This is a genomic window from Sphingorhabdus sp. EL138, assembly GCF_900258045.1.
Taxonomy (GTDB): domain Bacteria; phylum Pseudomonadota; class Alphaproteobacteria; order Sphingomonadales; family Sphingomonadaceae; genus Parasphingorhabdus.
This window is the reverse complement of the sequence record NZ_OGVD01000003.1, coordinates 771,278-788,651: the sequence shown is the minus strand read 5'-3', so window position 1 is coordinate 788,651 and position 17,374 is coordinate 771,278. Positions and strand designations below refer to the sequence as shown.

The window sequence follows — 17,374 nt, the reverse complement described above, 5'->3', positions numbered from 1 at the left end:
CCGCTGCGCCGCGCCCAGGCGCGCCGATGAGCTTTGCCGACCTGACCGAGCAATTGCAGCCAGCCGTTGTAAACATTTCTACCACACAGCGCGTACGGGTAAGAAATAACCCATTCGCCGGCACACCATTTGATGGTCTTTTCGGAAACCGCCGCGGTGGAAGCAATGGCGGACAGACCCGCCAGGCCCAATCCCTTGGTTCTGGCTTTATCATTTCCGCTGACGGCTATGTAGTCACAAACAACCACGTGGTTGCCCCCGGCAATCGCAACGCGACGATTGAAACAATCACCGTAATCATGCCGGATCGGACAGAATATGAAGCAACCTTGGTAGGTCGGGATGCTGCATCTGATATCGCCGTTCTGAAAATCAATGCCGACAAAGACCTGCCTTTTGTAAAATTTGGCGATAGCCAGGGCGCTCGTGTCGGCGACTGGGTTATTGCGATCGGCAACCCGTTCGGTCTTGGCGGAACAGTAACCACAGGCATTTTGTCGGCCATTCACCGGAACACCGGACAAGGCGGTGCCTATGACCGTTTCCTTCAGACAGATGCATCCATCAACCGCGGCAATAGTGGCGGGCCGATGTTCGATCTCAACGGCAATGTGATCGGTATTAACAATGCCATTATTTCGCCAACGGGTGGCAATGTTGGTATTGGCTTTGCCATCCCTGCAGAGGTAGCGGTTCCGATTGTTAACACATTGCGTAAAGGCGAAAAAGTTGAACGCGGTTATCTCGGTGTACAAATCAGCCCGCTGACCGAAGATTTGGCGGACTCGCTTGGCCTTCAGAAAAATCGTGGTGAATTTGTCCAGCGTGTTGAGGCAGGCGAAGGCGCTTCTAAGGCTGGCATTCAGGCTGGTGATGTTATTGTGAAGGTGAATGGGCAGGCCGTGACCCCGGATCAGACCCTCTCTTACCTGGTTGCTAACCTGCCCGTTGGCACAAAGGTTCCCATTGAATTGCTGCGAGATGGTAAAACGATAAAGGTCAATGCAACGCTTGGAGAAAGGCCATCAGAGGAAGAATTGGCCGCGAGTAACTTTGATCCTGATGCCGAAGATCCCATGGGCACAGACGAAGATGGAGCTAGCGCGGAAGCTACGGCTGAAGCGCTTGGACTGTCTGTCGTCGATCTGACGCCTGCCATTGCACGTCAAATCCGTGTTCCCTCATCACAAAAAGGCGTTGTTGTATCAACGGTCGATCCCAATAGTGATGCCGCTCGCAAAGGCATCAGACGCACCACGGTTATCATCAGCGTAAACCGTCGCCCGATCAATACCGCATCGGATTTGGACAAAGCGATCAGCGCTGCCAAACGGTCAAACCGTGAAGCTGTACTATTGCAAGTCAGACAAGGCAGCCGTGATCCAAGATTTGTGGGTGTTCGACTGAATGACGAATAACTCCGGCTCAAAATTGTAACATTACCCAAAGGCCAGCGTATCGCGCTGGCCTTTTTGCTGGGTCAAGGATATCCTTCCAACTCAGATATTTGAGGGGATTCGCTATGGCTGAAGCAACAGAGATATTTTTGGGATTAGGCGGGGATGAACGCCAAAGCCTGAACCTCAAACGCGCCAATCGCCATGGCCTGATCGCCGGTGCCACCGGAACCGGTAAAACCGTAACGCTCCAAGGACTAGCGGAGAGTTTTTCTGCCAACGGCGTTCCGGTTTTTGTCGCAGATGTGAAGGGCGATCTAGCCGGCATCTCTATGGCCGGTTCTTCCACCTTCAAACATGCGGACAAACTGGAAGGGCGGGCGAAGGAACTGGGCATGGATGATTACGCCTATTCCGACAATCCGGCTATATTCTGGGATCTTTATGGCAAACAAGGCCACCCAATCCGCACAACCATTACAGAAATGGGGCCCCTGCTGCTCGCACGTTTGATGGACCTCAATGACACGCAGGAAGGCGTGCTTAACATCGTCTTTCGCTTTGCCGATGAAGAAGGGCTGTTGCTGCTGAACCTTGAGGACCTGCAATCTATGCTCGCCTACACGGCGGAAAATGCAAAAGAACTGTCGGCCAGATACGGAAATGTCAGCAAAGCCAGTGTCGGAGCAATCCAGCGCCAGTTGCTGCAACTTGACAGTCAGGGCGCGGGCCAGTTTTTTGGTGAACCGGCTCTGGAAATTGATGATTTCATCAAATGCGATGATCAAGGTCGCGGTTATATAAATGTCCTGGCCGCCGATCAGTTGATGCGCAGCCCGAAACTCTATGCGACTTTTCTGCTCTGGCTGCTCGCGGAACTGTTTGAAACGCTGCCCGAAGTCGGCGATCCGGAAAAACCGAAACTGGTATTCTTCTTTGACGAAGCGCATCTGCTGTTCGAAGACGCTCCAAAAGCTCTGGAAGACAAGATCGAACAGGTCGTACGATTGATCCGGTCTAAAGGCGTAGGTGTCTATTTTGTCACCCAGAACCCCGTCGACATTCCGGAGGATGTCGCCGGACAGCTGGGCAATCGTGTACAGCATGCACTGCGCGCCTTTACCCCGCGGGACAAGAAAGCGATCAAGGCCGCCGCCGATACCTTCCGGATCAATCCTGATCTGGATGTGGAGGAAGCGATTACCGAACTGCGCGTCGGTGAAGCTTTGGTGTCAACTTTGATGGAAGATGGCGCACCGTCTATTGTCCAACGCACATTGATCAAGCCGCCGCGCTCTCGCCTAGGACCGATCACCGCCAAAGAACGCGCGATCATGCAGTCCATTTCGCCCTATGATGGCAAATATGATGAGGAGATAGACAGGAACAGCGCCGAGGAGATATTGGCGCAAAAAGTTATCGACGCTACCGAAACCGCCAAAGAAGTCGAGGAAAAGGGCGAAGAGGAAGTCCGCAAGCAACCGCGCAAGAGCAAGAGTATCTGGGAAAAAGCGTTTAGTCGCGGCGCGAAAGTCGCGATGGGGTCCGCAGCAGGCATCGCCGCCTCAACCATGCTCGGCAAAAAATCACGCGCCAATCCTATGCGATCCGGTGTTACCTCGGCAGTTGGTTCGATTGCGACCGATCTGGCTGGGCCGGTAGCCGGACGGTTTGTTCGCAATCTGATCGGCGGGTTGATGCGCTAAGCGTTCAATTCAGTCTTTGCTGCCAAAGAAATTGGCGGCAATCTCCTTGGCGATTCGCATTGGACGCAGTGTATCTGCGTCAACACAGCACCAGCTGGATTGCACCTCAGCTAGTACATCTTCGCCCCGGCGGATAACCGTGCTGTAAAAAGCGCGCGCGCCATGGACTTTTTCCAGCAGCACTTCGGCAATCACATCATCGTCCAAAAAGGCCGGTTTTCTGTAGGTTATCTCATGTTTCAACGCGACCCACAAATGTGTCGCCACCGCCTCTGACGGCGCGATTTTTTCCCAATGGGCGACAACAGCGTCCTGCACCCATTTCAGGTAGTTGGCATTGTTCACATGGCCCATGAAGTCAATATCATCAGGCTCGATGGCAATGTTGTAGTGATGGGGGATGCTGCTCATGGTGCTCATGGTGCTCATGGTGCTCATGGTGCTCATGGTGCTCATGGTGCTAACAATAATGTTAGCGGCGGGCGATTGATAGGGCAAAAGCAAAAAAGCGACATGACGTTGCATTATGATGCCGGATGGCAACAATTTTTTATGATATGTCGTTGGCGGATGAATCGACGGGGAACATGGAAATGGCCATTAAATATATACAGTTCCAATCGGGTTTTGGCGTACCGAACCCGAGCCCCTTTTGCATGAAGGGAGAGATTTTACTGAAGATGGCGGGGATCGAATATAAAACCAAAATCATGGACGACCCGCGCAAAGCGCCAAAGGGCAAGCTACCTTTCCTGATCGATAATGGAAACGAAGTAGCCGATACAACATTGATCAAACGCCATCTGGAGGACAAATATGGTATCGATTTTGATGCCGGTCTCACGGAGGAACAGCGCGCCATTTCTCATGCCATGGCGCGGATGATCGAAGAACGGCTTTATTGGGTGACCCTCTATAGCCGCTGGATTGATGACCATAACTGGCCGATTATCAAGAATTTCTGGTTTGGCGGCATGCCGCCTTTGATCCGCAATCTGGTGCCAATGATCGCGCAGAAACAAGTCAAAAAAGGACTGCAGGCGCAAGGTATCGGGCGTCATACCGTGGACGATATCTACACCTTTGGGGCCGCCGATCTGGCGGCACTAACGGCGCAACTGTGCGAGAAAGATTTCATGTTCGGGGACAAACCCAGCAGCCTTGATGCGGTTGCCTATCCAATCATCGCCAATAACCTGATTGAGGAACTGCCCGGACCGTTGCTCGATGCGGCAAAATCGCACAGCAACTTTGCCCCCTATGTGCAACGTTGCGGCGCCTTATGGTTCCCTGATGGCCAACATTGAGGCCCGGTTTTGCCGACTATGCCAGCGCCAGTTTGAAATTTTCAAACGCCAAGGGTCGTTCCAGTGCAAAATTCTGAAACCCTTGTACCCCTTTGATAGAGAATAGAAATTCATCTACAGCCGATCTGTCAGCTTCATCCAATCCCTCATAATAGTCCAGTGCGCGTTGCAGCATCCACAAGCTAAACGGCGGTGCGATCCTCTGAGCCGTCACGTCTTCTACGATGAAATCCGCCATGCCGACAACGCGGGGGATATCAGCCCCTTTGTTGGCCTCTGCCCATGCATCAAACATATCGGCGGTGGTTTGCAAAAATGGTATCTGCTCGCCCATCATCCGTTCCAGCACGGGGATCAATGTATCCGGCACTTCGTCACCCGGCAAGAATTCACCAGATAAAGGCGCTTTGACATCAACCATGCGTTCAACCCATGCCGCAACCCGCGGCGCGAGGCGTTTCATAATCTCGCCCGACGCCGGATCACGATAAAGATGCGCATGAAGTGGACCGATTAGACCATAATCCCCAATAGATGGTCGCGATCCCAACAGGTAATCATGCTCCGCAAAATGGGTGTCTAGGTCAGCCAATAGCGCTTCATAACTAACCTCGATGGCAGGTATAGTTTCGGGGTTAATCCCCAAGACCGGACAGAAGCCTTTAAAATTGGATCCTACGCCTCGCCCGATAACGAGTTGCTCCTCCTTGCTCGCATGGGGTGCTGAAGATGCGCCAAATTCGCCGTAAACCCACTCTTCATTATAGTTCCAGCGATAATGCATCGCAGGGATCACCAGCCATTCATCGCCGAAAGTCTCTAGCAACAATGCGACAAGCCGCTGTTTCGGAGTATCTGGATAAACAGAAGGGCCATCTGCAACGTCTTCAAAATGGTCGATGATACAGGTCGTATCCTGAATGGTCCGGCCATCATCAGTATCCAATACTGGAATTACAGGACGGCCGACTTTCGGGACGATAATATCTTTGTAGACATCACCTGAAGCAAGCACTTCTTCATAGTCTATGCCTTTCCAATCAAGATAGGCACGGGCCTTGCCCGAATAGAGGGATAGCGGCGCCGCGTACAATTTGTGGGTCATATCAACCCCTTCCTCGGTAAGATGCAACGCCTTGATCCGGAATCCAGAGCCCCTTGGGTGGTTCTCCTGACTGCCAAAAAACATCGATCGGAATGCCGCCTCTAGGATACCAGTAACCACCGATACGTAGCCATTTCGGCTTCATTTCAGAGAAAAGTCGCTGGCCAATGCCTACAGTGCAGTCTTCATGAAAGGCCGCGTGATTGCGGAATGATCCCAAGAAAAGCTTCAACGATTTGGATTCGACAATCGTCTTGTCCGGAGCATAATCAATGACCAGATGCGCAAAATCAGGCTGTGCAGTCACCGGACAAAGCGAGGTGAATTCCGGTACCGCAAAGCGTGTGAGATAGAGCTCTCCATCTCGCGGATTTGGAACATAGTCCAAGACCGCTTCCTCGGGAGATGTTGGCAACGCGCTGTCCTGACCCAGGAAACGAGGCGCTACTTCGGGCGTGTCATTATCTGTCATGCAGGTCATCTAATGCACGGGGCGGCTCATGTCATCCCTGCTCGCATATTCATTGATGGTTCAGCGAATGAAGCGGTAAGAATGCGGTTCAGGGTCACGAAGGGCGATGGCAATAAATTTCATGAAACCAATGATGCGCGCAAGATCGCTGGCATTGATGATTGCCGGTGTGCTTGGACTTTCTGCGGTATATGCACCATCCGCACAAGGTCAGGCCGCGCCCCGGTCATTGCCGCCGGAGCCTCTACCCGAACTCCCATCCGTTAGCGATTATTCACTGCCGCCTGGCGACGGTCAGACGCCTGCCAGCAATCAGGCCGAGGGACCGGTTGAAGAAAACGCAGCGCCGCCGCAGGCTACACCAAGTCCCGGCACGATTGCACCAAGTGCTCAACCTGTGCCCGTCACACCCTTGCCACAGGCCGAAACCACTCCGACAAATAATAGTTCAAATCAGTCAACGCCGCAGGAAAATGCGCGCCCGAGCACACCAGTCAGTTCCGTGCCGCCCGTCACATCAGCACAGCAACCAAACAGCAATTCAAACGCTACCCCGACGCCTCGCGCGCCATCCATAAACGAAAATCAGCCACAGCCCGGTTTCACAACCGCTTTACCCGGTCAGCCGCTGCCGTCAGACGCACCGGCTCCGGATATCGCGCCAGAGGCCGCCCCATCCGCAACCCCTCGTGCAACAGGTTCTGAAGCCAATATCTTCCATTATCTCGCCGGAGGCTTAGCCCTTCTGTTGTTTGGCGGGTTGGGAGTATTCTTCTGGCGGCGCAAAGCAGCCATGCCCGTCCACGAAGAGGAAGTTGTTGACGATCTGCAGCCTGAGCCAGCGGCCCGGCCGGTGCTCGTGCCAACATCTCGTAAGCCGACGCCCAAAATCTATTCGCCGCCCAATCCAGCGGAGCCTGAGAAACCATCACCAATATCATCAAACGGTTTTATCGTGTCTAGTTTAGGCACTGCTCCCGGAGCCGCACCCACTGCCCCGTCGCCTCCGCCAGCGACCCTAAAACCAACAGGCGGAGCAAAAAAGGTTTCATCCGATCGTCTTCGAATAGAATTTACGGCCACCGGAGCGTCCTCGACGCTGCTGAATGCAGTCCTCGACTATGCAATCACCCTCACCAATATGTCAGATGAAGATATGCGGGATATTTGCCTATCCGGCCTGATGATGCAGGCAGATTCCGAAATTGCCCGAAATCATGATGCACAAAAGGGCGAGCTGCTTCATAAGGCTCAAAGCCTGCTCGCCGGCGAAACCGTGACCCTCGAGGGAGATATACGCCTGCCGCTCAGCACAATCCGCCCGATCACATTCAAATCACAGGCGTTGTTTATACCTCTCGCCCGATTTGTGGTTCGGTATACCGACCATCAAGATGTCGAGAACGAGCAGTCTGCATCGTTTATCGTAGGCCGGGAATATGAACCACCACGCCCGAAAATGGCCCCCTTCAGACTTGATCTTGGACCGCGAAGTTTCAGTCCTGTTGGACAGCGCGCACTAAACACCTGATAGGCAGAAGTTCCACACTTCTGCACCAAAGCACAGACTGCTTTTTAACCGATACTCTGCCAAAAACCCGGCATGTCTAAGAAAACTCTGATCCCTATCCTTGGTGACCAACTGTCCTTTGGTATCTCCTCATTGTCTGATCAAGACCCTGATCAATCCATTCTGTTGATGATGGAAGTTGATGCTGAGACCACCTATGTGAAACATCATAAAGCCAAGATCGCCTATATTTTTTCGGCAATGCGTCACCATGCCGCCGCTCTGCGCGAACGTGGCTGGATAGTGGACTATGTATCCCTGGACGATCCCGAAAATACTGGCAGTTTTACCGGCGAAGTGGCCCGGGCAATGGAACGACATCCAGTAGAGTCAATCCGTATCACGGAGGCGGGTGAATGGCGGGTGATGGCGATGATAGAAAACTGGCAGGACCAGTTTGACGTTCCGGTTACCATCTGCCCCGATGACCGCTTCATCGCCACCCATCAGGAATTTGAAGAATGGGCGGAGGGCAAGAAACAGCTGCGGATGGAGTTTTTCTATCGCGAGATGCGCCGTAAAACAGGACTCTTGCTGGATGACAATGGTAAACCGGAAGGCGGAAAATGGAACTATGACGCCGAAAATCGTAAACCGGCACAAAGCGATTTGATGATGCCGCAACCGATCCGGTTTCAACCCGACGAAATCACACAAGATGTGCTAGACCTCGTTGCTGAAAAATTTGCGCATCATCCCGGCTCACTCGATCATTTTCATTTTGCCGTAACCCGCGAAGAGGCGCTGCGCCAAAGACGAAAATTTCTGGATGACGCATTGGCTCAATTTGGTGATTATCAAGACGCCATGCTGACGGGTGAACCGTTCCTTTGGCACTCTATCCTGTCGCCTTATCTCAACAGCGGCCTACTGGCTCCGCTTGAACTCTGTCGAGAGGTCGCAGACCTTTATGCGGATGGCAAAGTACCGCTCAATGCGGCTGAGGGCTTTATCCGTCAGATTATCGGCTGGCGCGAATATGTTCGCGGCATATATTGGCGCGAGGGACCCGATTATTCCAAGCGCAATTTCCTAGAGGCCCGGCGCCCCCTGCCCGACTTTTACTATACCGGCGATACTAACATGTTGTGTTTGTCAGAAGCGATCGGACAAACTTTGGACCTTGCTTATGCTCATCACATCCAGAGGCTGATGATAACCGGCAATTTCGCATTAATTGCGGGGATTGATCCACACGCAGTTCATGAGTGGTATCTGGAAGTCTATGCCGATGCTTACGAATGGGTGGAACTGCCCAACACATTGGGGATGAGCCAATTTGGCGACGGCGGGGTTATTGCTTCGAAACCATATGCCTCGTCCGGCAACTATATCAACAAAATGTCCGATCACTGCGCATCCTGTCGCTATGATGTAAAAAAGCGCACTGGTGAGGATGCATGTCCTTATAATGCGCTCTACTGGGATTTTCTCGCCCGCAACGAGAACAAGCTGAAGGATAATAACCGTTTGGCTATGCCTTATCGCACGTGGAACAAGATGGACGCCGATGCCCGGAAACAGCTTCGCGGCAGTGCCAAAAAGTTTCTGGAACAGTTATAAATCAATCATTTGCCGAAAAGCCACATAAGCTGTGGATTCCATCTTCAATGCGTTATAGCCTCGACGGCTTGAACACGAATCGATAAACGTTGATATTTCGAAGCAGAGGCAATTTGATCCTCCGCTTGCATAAGGAGCATAAAATGGAATTGCTGGTAACAACAGACTGGCTTGCAAATGAACTGGGCGCATCGGATTTGCGCATTGTTGATGCCACCAAATTCATGCCCGATGCGGGGCGCGATCCTGCTGCTGAATATGAAGCCGGCCATATTCCAGGCGCTGTTTTCATGGACCTCAGCGAACTTACAGATACCAGTAACCCTGTCGAAAACATGTTGCCGCCGCCGGAAAAATTTGCCAGCCGCATGCAATCACTTGGTCTTGGTGATGGTAGTCGCATCGTTCTTTATGATGACAGTCCTCTGAAAAGCGCTGCTCGTGCATGGTGGATGCTGACCATATTTGGAGCCCATGAAGTCGCCATATTGGACGGCGGCATTGCCAAATGGAAATCCGAAGGCCGTCCGCTTGAAACCGGTAAGGAGGCGTTGCGCCACCGTCATTTCACGGTCTGGAAAGACGACAAGGACATCCGCACCAAAGCCGACATGCTGGCAAATCTGCACAGCAAGGGTGAACAGGTTATCGACGCTCGCCCCGCGGCGCGTTTCTCTGGTGCAGAAGAAGATCCACGTCCCGGCATTGTTTCCGGCAACATTCCGGGTTCCGTCAACATTCCACATAGCGAATTTTTCAATGCCGATGGTACCTGGAAAAGCGCCGATGAAATGAAAGCTCTTTTTGACGGAGCAGGCGTTGATCTTGCCAAGCCGGTCGTTACGACCTGTGGTTCCGGGATGACAGCCGCGGTGGTATCCTTTGCTGCTGCGGTGGCGGGCGGCGAAAAAGTCGCACTCTACGATGGCAGTTGGGCCGAATGGGGTGCTGATGCGGATACGCCCAAAGCAACCGCCTGATGTTTTTGGAGGCTATTGGAACAGCAATTGACCGATAGCTCACAAAATTCGAAAAAGCCTGCAACACAGGCAGTTACCAGCGGCAGGCGCAAGGCATGGACCGGGGCGGTGGTCAATCCGCCTGTCTGGCGCGCCAGCACGCATCTCTATGACAATGTTGCCGATTTAAGAGCAGGCCTCTCATCTAACGCTGACGGTCAGTTTTTCTACGGTCGGCGCGGTTCCCCTACACAATGGTCTCTGGCCGATGCACTCACCGAAATGGAGCCCGGTGCCGCCGGTACCATGCTCTATCCTTCCGGTGTCGCAGCCATTGCCTGCGCGATGTTGGCAGTACTCAAGCCCGGAGACGAGGTGCTGCTCACAGACAGCAGCTATGATCCAAGCCGCAGCTATGCCGATGCCTTCCTCAAACGTATGGGTATAACCGCGCGCTATTATGATCCGCTGATTGGTGCTGACATTGGCAGCCTTTTCACTGACAAGACAAAAGCGATATTGCTTGAAAGTCCAGGCAGTCTGACTTTTGAAGTACAGGACGTGCCGGCCATCTGCTCGGCAGCAAAAGAAGCTGGCATTACAAGCCTGTTGGACAATACATGGGCAACGTCCCGCTTTTTTCCGGCTTTGAGTAAAGGTGTTGATATATCCATTGTGGCTGCCACAAAGTATATCGTCGGTCATAGCGATGTCATGATGGGGGCTGCGACAACTCATGACAAATATTGGACGCGACTTCGGCGCACTGCGCAACGATTGGGTCAAGTTGTTTCTCCGGATGATGCCTATCTGGCTGCCCGGGGATTGAGGACTTTGGAAGTCAGGCTGAAACAGCACGAGCAATCGGCACTAACCATCGCTCATTGGCTGAAAAAGCGGGCCGAAGTCGGGCTGGTACTGCACCCTGCTCTGCCAGATTGCCCGGGACATGAAGTGTGGAAGCGTGACTTCAATGGTTCATCGGGGTTGTTCTCTTTTCAACTGATCGACGGCGATGAAAAGTCCAGGGCAGTTTTTATAGACTCGCTGGCTCTCTTTGGCATTGGTTACAGTTGGGGTGGCTTTGAAAGTCTGGCTCTGCCGGTTGATCCCGGAAAATACCGTACCGCGACCGATTGGACGATGAAAGGTGCATTGGTGCGCCTCCATATCGGTCTCGAAGATCCCGATGATTTAATCGCCGATCTTGCCAAAGCCTTTGAACACTATAACAATGCCTTATGATGCAAGAAATCGTCCGTTATCTTGAATCCCTCGCGCCAGATACGCCGCGCAATGTCCAATATATAGAAAGCGGCATCGCTGCTGGCCTGGTGGTATTCGCGCTGGTTTGCGGCTGGTTCCTAAGTAAATATATAGGTCCCAAGTTACGGCATATCTGGGAAACACGGGCAGGCTATGAAAGCGACCTGGCCGGGAGGCGCATCCGCGACATGACGCGGCGAGCGACGACCTTCATATTATGCGGCTTCTTTCTTGCGATCTGGCAATGGCAGCTTATCCCGCAGGTTATCTTTGCTCTGACCATTGCAATTACCATGGGGCTCTTCACAAATGACCTGATCCGCGGGGTCCGGATGCCGGACTGGCTCGGCACCGCCATGGGCCTCACGGTCTTTGTCTCGGCCGCCCTGGGCCTTGTGGGGAATATCGACCGCATCACCATCGCGTTGGAGCGAGTTGGTATTGATGTGGGAACCAACCGCATATCCCTGCTAGCCGTTGTCACGACCATCATGACAGCAGTCATTCTGCTCGCCGTCGCCCGTGTATTGATGAAGCTTGTCAGCCATGTCATCGGCAATAGCGATCTCGATGGAGCGCAAAAAGTGCTTGGCCAGAAGCTGGCAACCGTCGCCATACTGGCCGCTGCTTTCATGCTGGGCCTTGACGTTTTGGGCATCGATCTCACCGCACTGGCGGTCTTTTCAGGTGCATTTGGTCTGGCCATCGGTTTCGGGATGCAGAAGACGATCGGCAACTTGATTGCCGGGATCATCCTGTTGATGGACCGATCAATCAAGCCCGGTGACGTGATCGCCGTTGGTGACAGTTTTGGCTGGGTCAACAAAATCGGTGTCCGCGCGGTGTCTGTCCTCACCCGGGAAGGCAAAGAGCATCTGATTCCCAATGAAAATCTAATGACGCAGGAGGTAGAGAACTGGTCCTATTCCAACAAGAATGTCCGAATCAGCATTCCTGTAGGGGTTTCTTACGACAGCGATATGGATCAGGTCATCGAGCTGATGAAGCAGGCCTGCGTCGATGTGCCGCGTGTTCTCAATCATCCAAAACCGGTGGTCTGGATGCTCGAATTTGGCGACAATAGTGTGAACTTTGAAATAAGGTGCTGGATAAAAGATCCGGAATCAGGTGTCGGCAATTTCAAGGCAGCCGTGCTCAAAAGGGTCTGGGATCTATTCAAGGAAAATGACGTAGAAATTCCGTTCCCGCAGCGCGATGTGCACATCAGATCGCTGCCAGAGACGGGAGCCGTCCAAATCTCGGCCAAATAGCCGACCTATTTTTGAAGCAGGTCCAGGGTCCGGCGTCCGGACATTTGGATTTCCTGCATCAACCTCTGGGCAGCAATATCGACCCGGCCTCGCCCCGTTGAATTCAAATGCAACAAAGCCTTGGCTCCTGATTGCGCCATAACGGCCAAATCATCGCATCCACGATCAAAACATTTCTGGGTCATCGGCAAGCTATGTTTGTAGGCTGATTCCATCGCCGCGAGGTCAGACAACACCAATGCGTGAGAATCCGACGCATTCGTCATATGCGCTACAAGTCCGACAACCGATTCGACAGCCTGCAGGCGTTCAAAGCTGCCGACAAAGCCGCTGCTACTATTATCCGCCTTCTCTATAGAATCAATTTTCGACATAGCTTTCAGATAGGTTGCCATAGTTAACAAGCCCTAAACAGAGCGGTTTGCGGCCAATCAGTCACATGGTGCTGATTTGCAACACTATCAAAATATGTCATATTTGCTGTCATTTTTTTGTTGTGCGGCGCAGCAATATGATGCAACTTTTTCCTGCATGTTTTGAGATTGTCTGTCGTTGGCTCTGTTGACGCAATAAAAAGACAACCGGGACAAATTCCAGGAGGGGCGATACGCATCAACCAGAAAGGGATTTTCATGCGCACGTCCACAAAAGCCAAATTTGGCAAAAAAACTAAATCGGGGATCATTGGTCTTTCGGCTATTTTACTAGCAACCGCAGCATCACCTGCTCTCGCTCAAGAAGTTGAAGGTAGCGGAATTACGATTTCCGGAAATGCCGCTCTCACATCTGATTACCGCTTCCGCGGCCTGTCTTTCTCAGACGGCGATATCGCTGTTCAGGGCGGAATTGATGTCGCTCATGAAAGTGGCTTCTACATCGGCACCTGGGCTTCTTCTATCGAAGATAGCGCGACCTTTGGCCACACCGAGCTTGATCTCTATGGTGGTTGGTCCGGTGATGTCACAGATGGCCTCACGCTTGATGTAGGTTTGCTCTACTATGTTTATCCGAATGGCGAAGGTGGAGCAGCTGGTCCAAGTGACTATTTTGAGCCCTATGCTTCGATTTCGACCACTCTCGGCCCTGTCGAACTGACATCCGGTCTTGCTTACGCTTGGTCGCAGGACAGCCTCGGAAACAGCGACAATATTTACATTTACACCGGTGTTTCTGGCGGCATTCCAAATACGCCAATCACGCTGAACGCAAATATTGGTATCAATGATGGTTCATTGGGTAACCCTGTTGGCGTCCTTGGTGATGACAATTACGTTGATTGGATGCTTGGTGCTGATTGGGCGATTACCGAGAATCTCACGGCCAGCGTCGCTTACACTGATACAGACGCGCCTTCAGTCAATAACTTCACTGACAGCGCAGTTGTATTTACATTGGGCGTATCCTTCTAGAACCCATTGGGTCTGAATTCACATTTAGGTTCGTCATTAAAGGTCGCTCTCGGGGGAGAGCGGCCTTTTTTCGGTCTATATGGTTCAGCTGGCCGCTACTAGTTTCTGGGTAGCCACAGCTTGCGGATTACCTATTACAGATTCCATCTCTCCCATCTCGACAATATGCCCCTCGTCAAGCACCGCAATCCGATGGCAAATTCTCCGCGCAGAGGCGATATCATGCGTGATCAGAATGAGACTGATTTCCTTGTTCCGCTGCAGTTCGGCAAGCAGTTGCAAGATGGATGACCCGACCAGCGGATCAAGAGCAGAGGTTGCTTCATCGAGAACCAGTAGTTCGGGGCCGGCTATTATCGCCCGGGCTATAGCCACACGTTGTGCCTGACCGCCGGAAAGGCTTGCCGGTGTACGATCAAGATACTCTTCGCCCAATTCTACATCACAGAGCGCTTTGAACACCATCTCTTCACGAGTTTGGCGGTTGATATCCGGTCGCAGGTTTTTCAGTGGTTCTGAGATGATATCACGCAGTTTCCATTGCGGATCCAGACTCGCCACCGGGTCCTGAAATACGGGCTGGATCAGTGCCCGCATAGCAAGATTCCGGTCGCGACGTTCGGGCAAATGCTCGCCCCGCCAGCTGATCACCCCCGACGTCAGCGGACCAATTCCCGCGATGGCTCTTCCCAAAGTGGATTTGCCAGATCCGGAACCACCGACGACGGCAAGTGCTTCGCCCTTTCTCACGGTCAAAGAGGCATCTACGACAGCCTCAATTTGACCGCGTCGCCAGCCCGGTTTTGGAAAAGTAACGGTCACATCTTTGGTGCCGACCAGTACATCGCCAGTCGCAGGAAGGTCAGGCGCCGGTTCATCCAGTCGTGGCGTTGCCGCCATCAGACGCTTCGTATAATCTTCATGCGGACGGGCGATCAGATCGACTGTCGCACCACTTTCCACCACCCTGCCCTCTTCCATAACAATCAGATGATCAGCATGATTCTCTATCGAGGCAAGGTCATGACTGACCAGCAACATCGCAAGCCCCTGCTCTTCGCGTAGTTCATCGAGCAGCGTCATGATCTCTCCGCGCAGGCTGGCGTCAAGCGCACTGGTCGGTTCGTCAGCGACAAGCAGCTTGGGCTGATGGGCTATTGCGGCTGCGATCATGACACGCTGACGTTCCCCTCCCGACAACCGATGAGGAAACTGGTCCAGCCGTTCATCCGCTCGTGACAGGCCTACCCGTTCCAGTTTTTGCGCCAATTCGCGTCTGGACAAAGCCGATGGCCCAGCTTGGGCTGCCGCTTCCTTAAGCTGTGCGCCGATAGTCAAATGCGGCGTCAAAGCTGTCAATGGCTGCTGAAATACAAAGCCCGCCAAATAGCTGCGGGCCTTTAGTTTTTGATGCGCGTTCGCCTTTAACAAATCGATGCCGTCCAGCTTGATGGACCCGGCCGCTTCACCCGGTGTCAAACCAAATGGCGTTAGGCAAGAAAGGCTTTTTCCCGAACCGGACGCACCGATAATTGCTGTGCATTTACCAGCTTCGACCGAGATATTGACGCCTTCTACCAACTGCTTGCCATCAATTTGAATGGCCATGTCGCGTATCTCATAAAGGCTCATGAGAAGGTGTCTCGCAACCGTTCGCCCTCAATTGTCAGACAAACCAGAATGATAACCAAAAGTCCGCCGGGTAACAGCAAACCCAAGGGTGTCATATCCATGTCATCGGCGCCTTCCTTGACCAATATGCCCAGCGATGTCAGCGGCTCCTGCACACCCAAACCAAGGAATGAAAGGAAGCTCTCGACCATGACTACCTGCGGTACGGTAAGCATCAAATAGGCCAGCGCAACGCCGGCGATATTGGGCAAGACATGTTTCAGGATAATGGTACGTGGCGGCGTTCCGGCGGCTTCAGCAGCCAATATGAAAGGCCTCTGTTTTAGCGTCATCACCTGTCCGCGCACCACACGCGCCATGGTTAGCCACTCAACCAGTCCAATACCAATAAAGACCAGCAAAATCGAGCGGCCGAAAATCACCATCAGCAGGATAACGATGAACATGAAAGGCAACGCATAGAGCGCATCGACAAAACGCATCATCGCTTCATCCACTTTACCGCCGACCCAACCCGCAGTTGCGCCCCAGGCGATGCCGACGACCAGAGACACCAGAGCGGCCGCTATCGCAACCATCAGCGTGACCTGCGTCCCGGCAGCAAGGCGCGCGAGCCGATCGCGGCCTATCTCATCTGTGCCAAATATATGCGATCCGCTGAAAGCAGGCGCACGCACGGCCTCCCAGTCAATCTGATCATAGGTCCACGGCAATACGAGCGGCAGAATCAACGCCAGAGCGATCAGGACCAGAACCACCCATAGCGGCCAATGAACGCGATTTAGCAACCGCCTCATCCGTCCCGCATCCTTGGATCGAGCCAGCCATAAATCAGGTCAGCAAACAGGTTAAACAGGATAATGAGCGCGGCATAGAGCGTCACCACGCCGAGAACCAAAGGATAATCCCGGTTTAGCGCGCCCTGAACAAAATAGCGGCCCAGTCCCGGTAGTCCGAAGACCGTTTCCACCACCACAGCGCCAGTGAGCAAACCGGCTGCGGCTGGTCCGAGGTAGCTGGCCACCGGAACGAGCGCCGGACGCAATCCATGTTTGAACAGGATTTTCGTTTCAGGCAGTCCCCGTGCCCTTGCAGTGCGAATATGGTCCTGTTTCAGCACCGTTGCCAAACCCGCTCTGGTCAACTTGGCGATGGCCCCGGAAACCGGGAGCGCCAGAGCAACCACCGGCATGATCAACCAGGACCAGCCTTCCCCGGTGCCCGAGACTGGCAATAATCCTAGCCAGAGTCCGAAAAGCAGAGCCAATGCCGGTCCGGTAACAAAGGTCGGCAATGCAGTTGCAACGGTTGCCAACATCATGATTGTCTTGTCAGCCGCCTTGCCAGCCTGAACCGCTGCAAACAGCCCGGCGGAAACTCCAATCAGCAATGCCAAAGCTATCGCCAGACCGCCGAGAGTCAGTGATATCGGCAATCCCTGTGCCACAAGCTCGGAAACCGTAAAATCGCGATAAACCAGTGATGGTCCAAAATCACCCTGCGCCAGCCGTGAAATATACAGCCAGGCTTGCTCCCAAAGCGGTTTATCAAGGCCATAGGCAGTTTGCAGGGCGGCCTGAGTCTCCGGCGGCAACGGTCGTTCACCGTCAAATGGACCACCCGGGGCCAGCCGCATCAGGAAAAAGGAAGCCAATATGATCGCAAGCAGCGTCGGGATCGCTGTTATCAACCGTCTTGCGACCAGCGCTAGCATGGG

Annotated in this window: 16 protein-coding genes; 9 read left to right on the top strand and 7 right to left on the bottom strand. The window is 53.1% G+C overall.

The features are described from left to right. Together DK507_RS09910 and DK507_RS09905 are read left to right on the top strand one after the other, a co-directional pair. A partial coding sequence (locus DK507_RS09910) for a Do family serine endopeptidase (protein WP_109356265.1) occupies nucleotides 1-1,418 on the top strand: 1,418 nt, incomplete at its 5' end. A gap of 104 nt (nucleotides 1,419-1,522) precedes the next feature. After that, on the top strand, nucleotides 1,523-3,103 hold the full coding sequence (locus DK507_RS09905; RefSeq protein WP_109356182.1) for a helicase HerA-like domain-containing protein: 1,581 nt from the start codon (nucleotides 1,523-1,525) through the stop codon (nucleotides 3,101-3,103). Nucleotides 3,104-3,112: 9 nt separating this feature from the next. Here the strand turns inward: DK507_RS09905 and DK507_RS09900 are convergent, their stop codons facing one another. Then, nucleotides 3,113-3,523, bottom strand: coding sequence for a thioesterase family protein (locus DK507_RS09900; RefSeq protein WP_109356181.1), 411 nt, complete (start codon nucleotides 3,521-3,523; stop codon nucleotides 3,113-3,115). Nucleotides 3,524-3,696: 173 nt separating this feature from the next. Between DK507_RS09900 and DK507_RS09890 the strand changes: the two genes are divergently transcribed. Beyond that, the gene (locus tag DK507_RS09890) at nucleotides 3,697-4,410 is read left to right on the top strand and encodes a glutathione S-transferase family protein (RefSeq protein ID WP_162558993.1); all 714 of its coding nucleotides are present in this window, start codon (nucleotides 3,697-3,699) and stop codon (nucleotides 4,408-4,410) included. Nucleotides 4,411-4,426: 16 nt separating this feature from the next. Here DK507_RS09890 and DK507_RS09885 read toward each other — a convergent pair whose 3' ends face one another. Next, entirely contained in the window at nucleotides 4,427-5,515 is a 1,089-nt protein-coding gene (locus tag DK507_RS09885; RefSeq protein ID WP_109356179.1) for a glutathione S-transferase family protein, read from the bottom strand. Between the two features lies 1 nt (nucleotide 5,516). Beyond that, nucleotides 5,517-5,987 carry a preQ(1) synthase gene (queF, locus tag DK507_RS09880; protein WP_109356178.1) on the bottom strand — a complete coding sequence of 157 codons (471 nt, stop codon included), beginning with the start codon at nucleotides 5,985-5,987 and terminating at the stop codon, nucleotides 5,517-5,519. Nucleotides 5,988-6,117: 130 nt separating this feature from the next. Here queF and DK507_RS09875 point away from each other — a divergent pair, with 130 nt between their 5' ends. The 5 genes from DK507_RS09875 (at nucleotide 6,118) to DK507_RS09855 (ending at nucleotide 12,616) form a co-directional block, all read left to right on the top strand. After that, a complete protein-coding gene (locus tag DK507_RS09875; RefSeq protein ID WP_162558992.1) occupies nucleotides 6,118-7,518 on the top strand; it encodes an LPXTG cell wall anchor domain-containing protein in 1,401 nt (466 codons plus the stop codon). A gap of 72 nt (nucleotides 7,519-7,590) precedes the next feature. Beyond that, complete coding sequence (locus DK507_RS09870) at nucleotides 7,591-9,120, top strand: cryptochrome/photolyase family protein (RefSeq protein WP_109356176.1); 1,530 nt, start codon at nucleotides 7,591-7,593, stop codon at nucleotides 9,118-9,120. A 143-nt stretch (nucleotides 9,121-9,263) separates the two neighbouring features. Next, nucleotides 9,264-10,100 carry a 3-mercaptopyruvate sulfurtransferase gene (sseA, locus tag DK507_RS09865; RefSeq protein ID WP_109356175.1) on the top strand — a complete coding sequence of 279 codons (837 nt, stop codon included), beginning with the start codon at nucleotides 9,264-9,266 and terminating at the stop codon, nucleotides 10,098-10,100. A 27-nt stretch (nucleotides 10,101-10,127) separates the two neighbouring features. After that, nucleotides 10,128-11,324: a cystathionine beta-lyase gene (gene metC, locus DK507_RS09860; RefSeq protein WP_109356264.1), complete on the top strand. Its 1,197-nt coding sequence runs from the start codon at nucleotides 10,128-10,130 to the stop codon at nucleotides 11,322-11,324. Beyond that, on the top strand, nucleotides 11,321-12,616 hold the full coding sequence (locus DK507_RS09855; protein ID WP_254054324.1) for a mechanosensitive ion channel family protein: 1,296 nt from the start codon (nucleotides 11,321-11,323) through the stop codon (nucleotides 12,614-12,616). The genes metC and DK507_RS09855 overlap by 4 nt, the downstream gene beginning before the upstream one ends. Before the next feature lie 5 nt (nucleotides 12,617-12,621). Here DK507_RS09855 and DK507_RS09850 read toward each other — a convergent pair whose 3' ends face one another. After that, on the bottom strand, nucleotides 12,622-13,011 hold the full coding sequence (locus DK507_RS09850; RefSeq protein WP_109356174.1) for a hypothetical protein: 390 nt from the start codon (nucleotides 13,009-13,011) through the stop codon (nucleotides 12,622-12,624). A gap of 237 nt (nucleotides 13,012-13,248) precedes the next feature. Here DK507_RS09850 and DK507_RS09840 point away from each other — a divergent pair, with 237 nt between their 5' ends. Next, nucleotides 13,249-14,025, top strand: coding sequence for a TorF family putative porin (locus DK507_RS09840; RefSeq protein WP_109356172.1), 777 nt, complete (start codon nucleotides 13,249-13,251; stop codon nucleotides 14,023-14,025). 84 nt (nucleotides 14,026-14,109) lie between these two features. Here DK507_RS09840 and DK507_RS09835 read toward each other — a convergent pair whose 3' ends face one another. Genes DK507_RS09835 through DK507_RS09825 form a run of 3 tightly spaced genes read right to left on the bottom strand, consistent with a single transcriptional unit; the run spans nucleotide 14,110 to nucleotide 17,371 of the window. Beyond that, complete coding sequence (locus DK507_RS09835) at nucleotides 14,110-15,633, bottom strand: ABC transporter ATP-binding protein (protein WP_254054323.1); 1,524 nt, start codon at nucleotides 15,631-15,633, stop codon at nucleotides 14,110-14,112. Between the two features lie 20 nt (nucleotides 15,634-15,653). After that, nucleotides 15,654-16,454 carry an ABC transporter permease gene (locus DK507_RS09830; protein WP_109356170.1) on the bottom strand — a complete coding sequence of 267 codons (801 nt, stop codon included), beginning with the start codon at nucleotides 16,452-16,454 and terminating at the stop codon, nucleotides 15,654-15,656. Next, entirely contained in the window at nucleotides 16,451-17,371 is a 921-nt protein-coding gene (locus tag DK507_RS09825; protein ID WP_109356169.1) for an ABC transporter permease, read from the bottom strand. The genes DK507_RS09830 and DK507_RS09825 overlap by 4 nt, the downstream gene beginning before the upstream one ends. Nucleotides 17,372-17,374: the final 3 nt, after the last annotated feature.

What these genes read in the sequence shown, in the direction of transcription:
- DK507_RS09905 (WP_109356182.1), top strand. Translation starts at nt 1,523, where the DNA reads ATGGCTGAAGCAACAGAGATATTTTTGGGATTAGGCGGGGATGAACGC.
- DK507_RS09900 (WP_109356181.1), bottom strand. Translation starts at nt 3,523, where the DNA reads ATGAGCACCATGAGCAGCATCCCCCATCACTACAACATTGCCATCGAG.
- DK507_RS09890 (WP_162558993.1), top strand. Translation starts at nt 3,697, where the DNA reads ATGGCCATTAAATATATACAGTTCCAATCGGGTTTTGGCGTACCGAAC.
- DK507_RS09885 (WP_109356179.1), bottom strand. Translation starts at nt 5,515, where the DNA reads ATGACCCACAAATTGTACGCGGCGCCGCTATCCCTCTATTCGGGCAAG.
- queF (WP_109356178.1), bottom strand. Translation starts at nt 5,987, where the DNA reads ATGACAGATAATGACACGCCCGAAGTAGCGCCTCGTTTCCTGGGTCAG.
- DK507_RS09875 (WP_162558992.1), top strand. Translation starts at nt 6,118, where the DNA reads ATGATGCGCGCAAGATCGCTGGCATTGATGATTGCCGGTGTGCTTGGA.
- DK507_RS09870 (WP_109356176.1), top strand. Translation starts at nt 7,591, where the DNA reads ATGTCTAAGAAAACTCTGATCCCTATCCTTGGTGACCAACTGTCCTTT.
- sseA (WP_109356175.1), top strand. Translation starts at nt 9,264, where the DNA reads ATGGAATTGCTGGTAACAACAGACTGGCTTGCAAATGAACTGGGCGCA.
- DK507_RS09855 (WP_254054324.1), top strand. Translation starts at nt 11,321, where the DNA reads ATGATGCAAGAAATCGTCCGTTATCTTGAATCCCTCGCGCCAGATACG.
- DK507_RS09850 (WP_109356174.1), bottom strand. Translation starts at nt 13,011, where the DNA reads ATGGCAACCTATCTGAAAGCTATGTCGAAAATTGATTCTATAGAGAAG.
- DK507_RS09840 (WP_109356172.1), top strand. Translation starts at nt 13,249, where the DNA reads ATGCGCACGTCCACAAAAGCCAAATTTGGCAAAAAAACTAAATCGGGG.
- DK507_RS09835 (WP_254054323.1), bottom strand. Translation starts at nt 15,633, where the DNA reads ATGGCCATTCAAATTGATGGCAAGCAGTTGGTAGAAGGCGTCAATATC.
- DK507_RS09830 (WP_109356170.1), bottom strand. Translation starts at nt 16,454, where the DNA reads ATGAGGCGGTTGCTAAATCGCGTTCATTGGCCGCTATGGGTGGTTCTG.
- DK507_RS09825 (WP_109356169.1), bottom strand. Translation starts at nt 17,371, where the DNA reads ATGCTAGCGCTGGTCGCAAGACGGTTGATAACAGCGATCCCGACGCTG.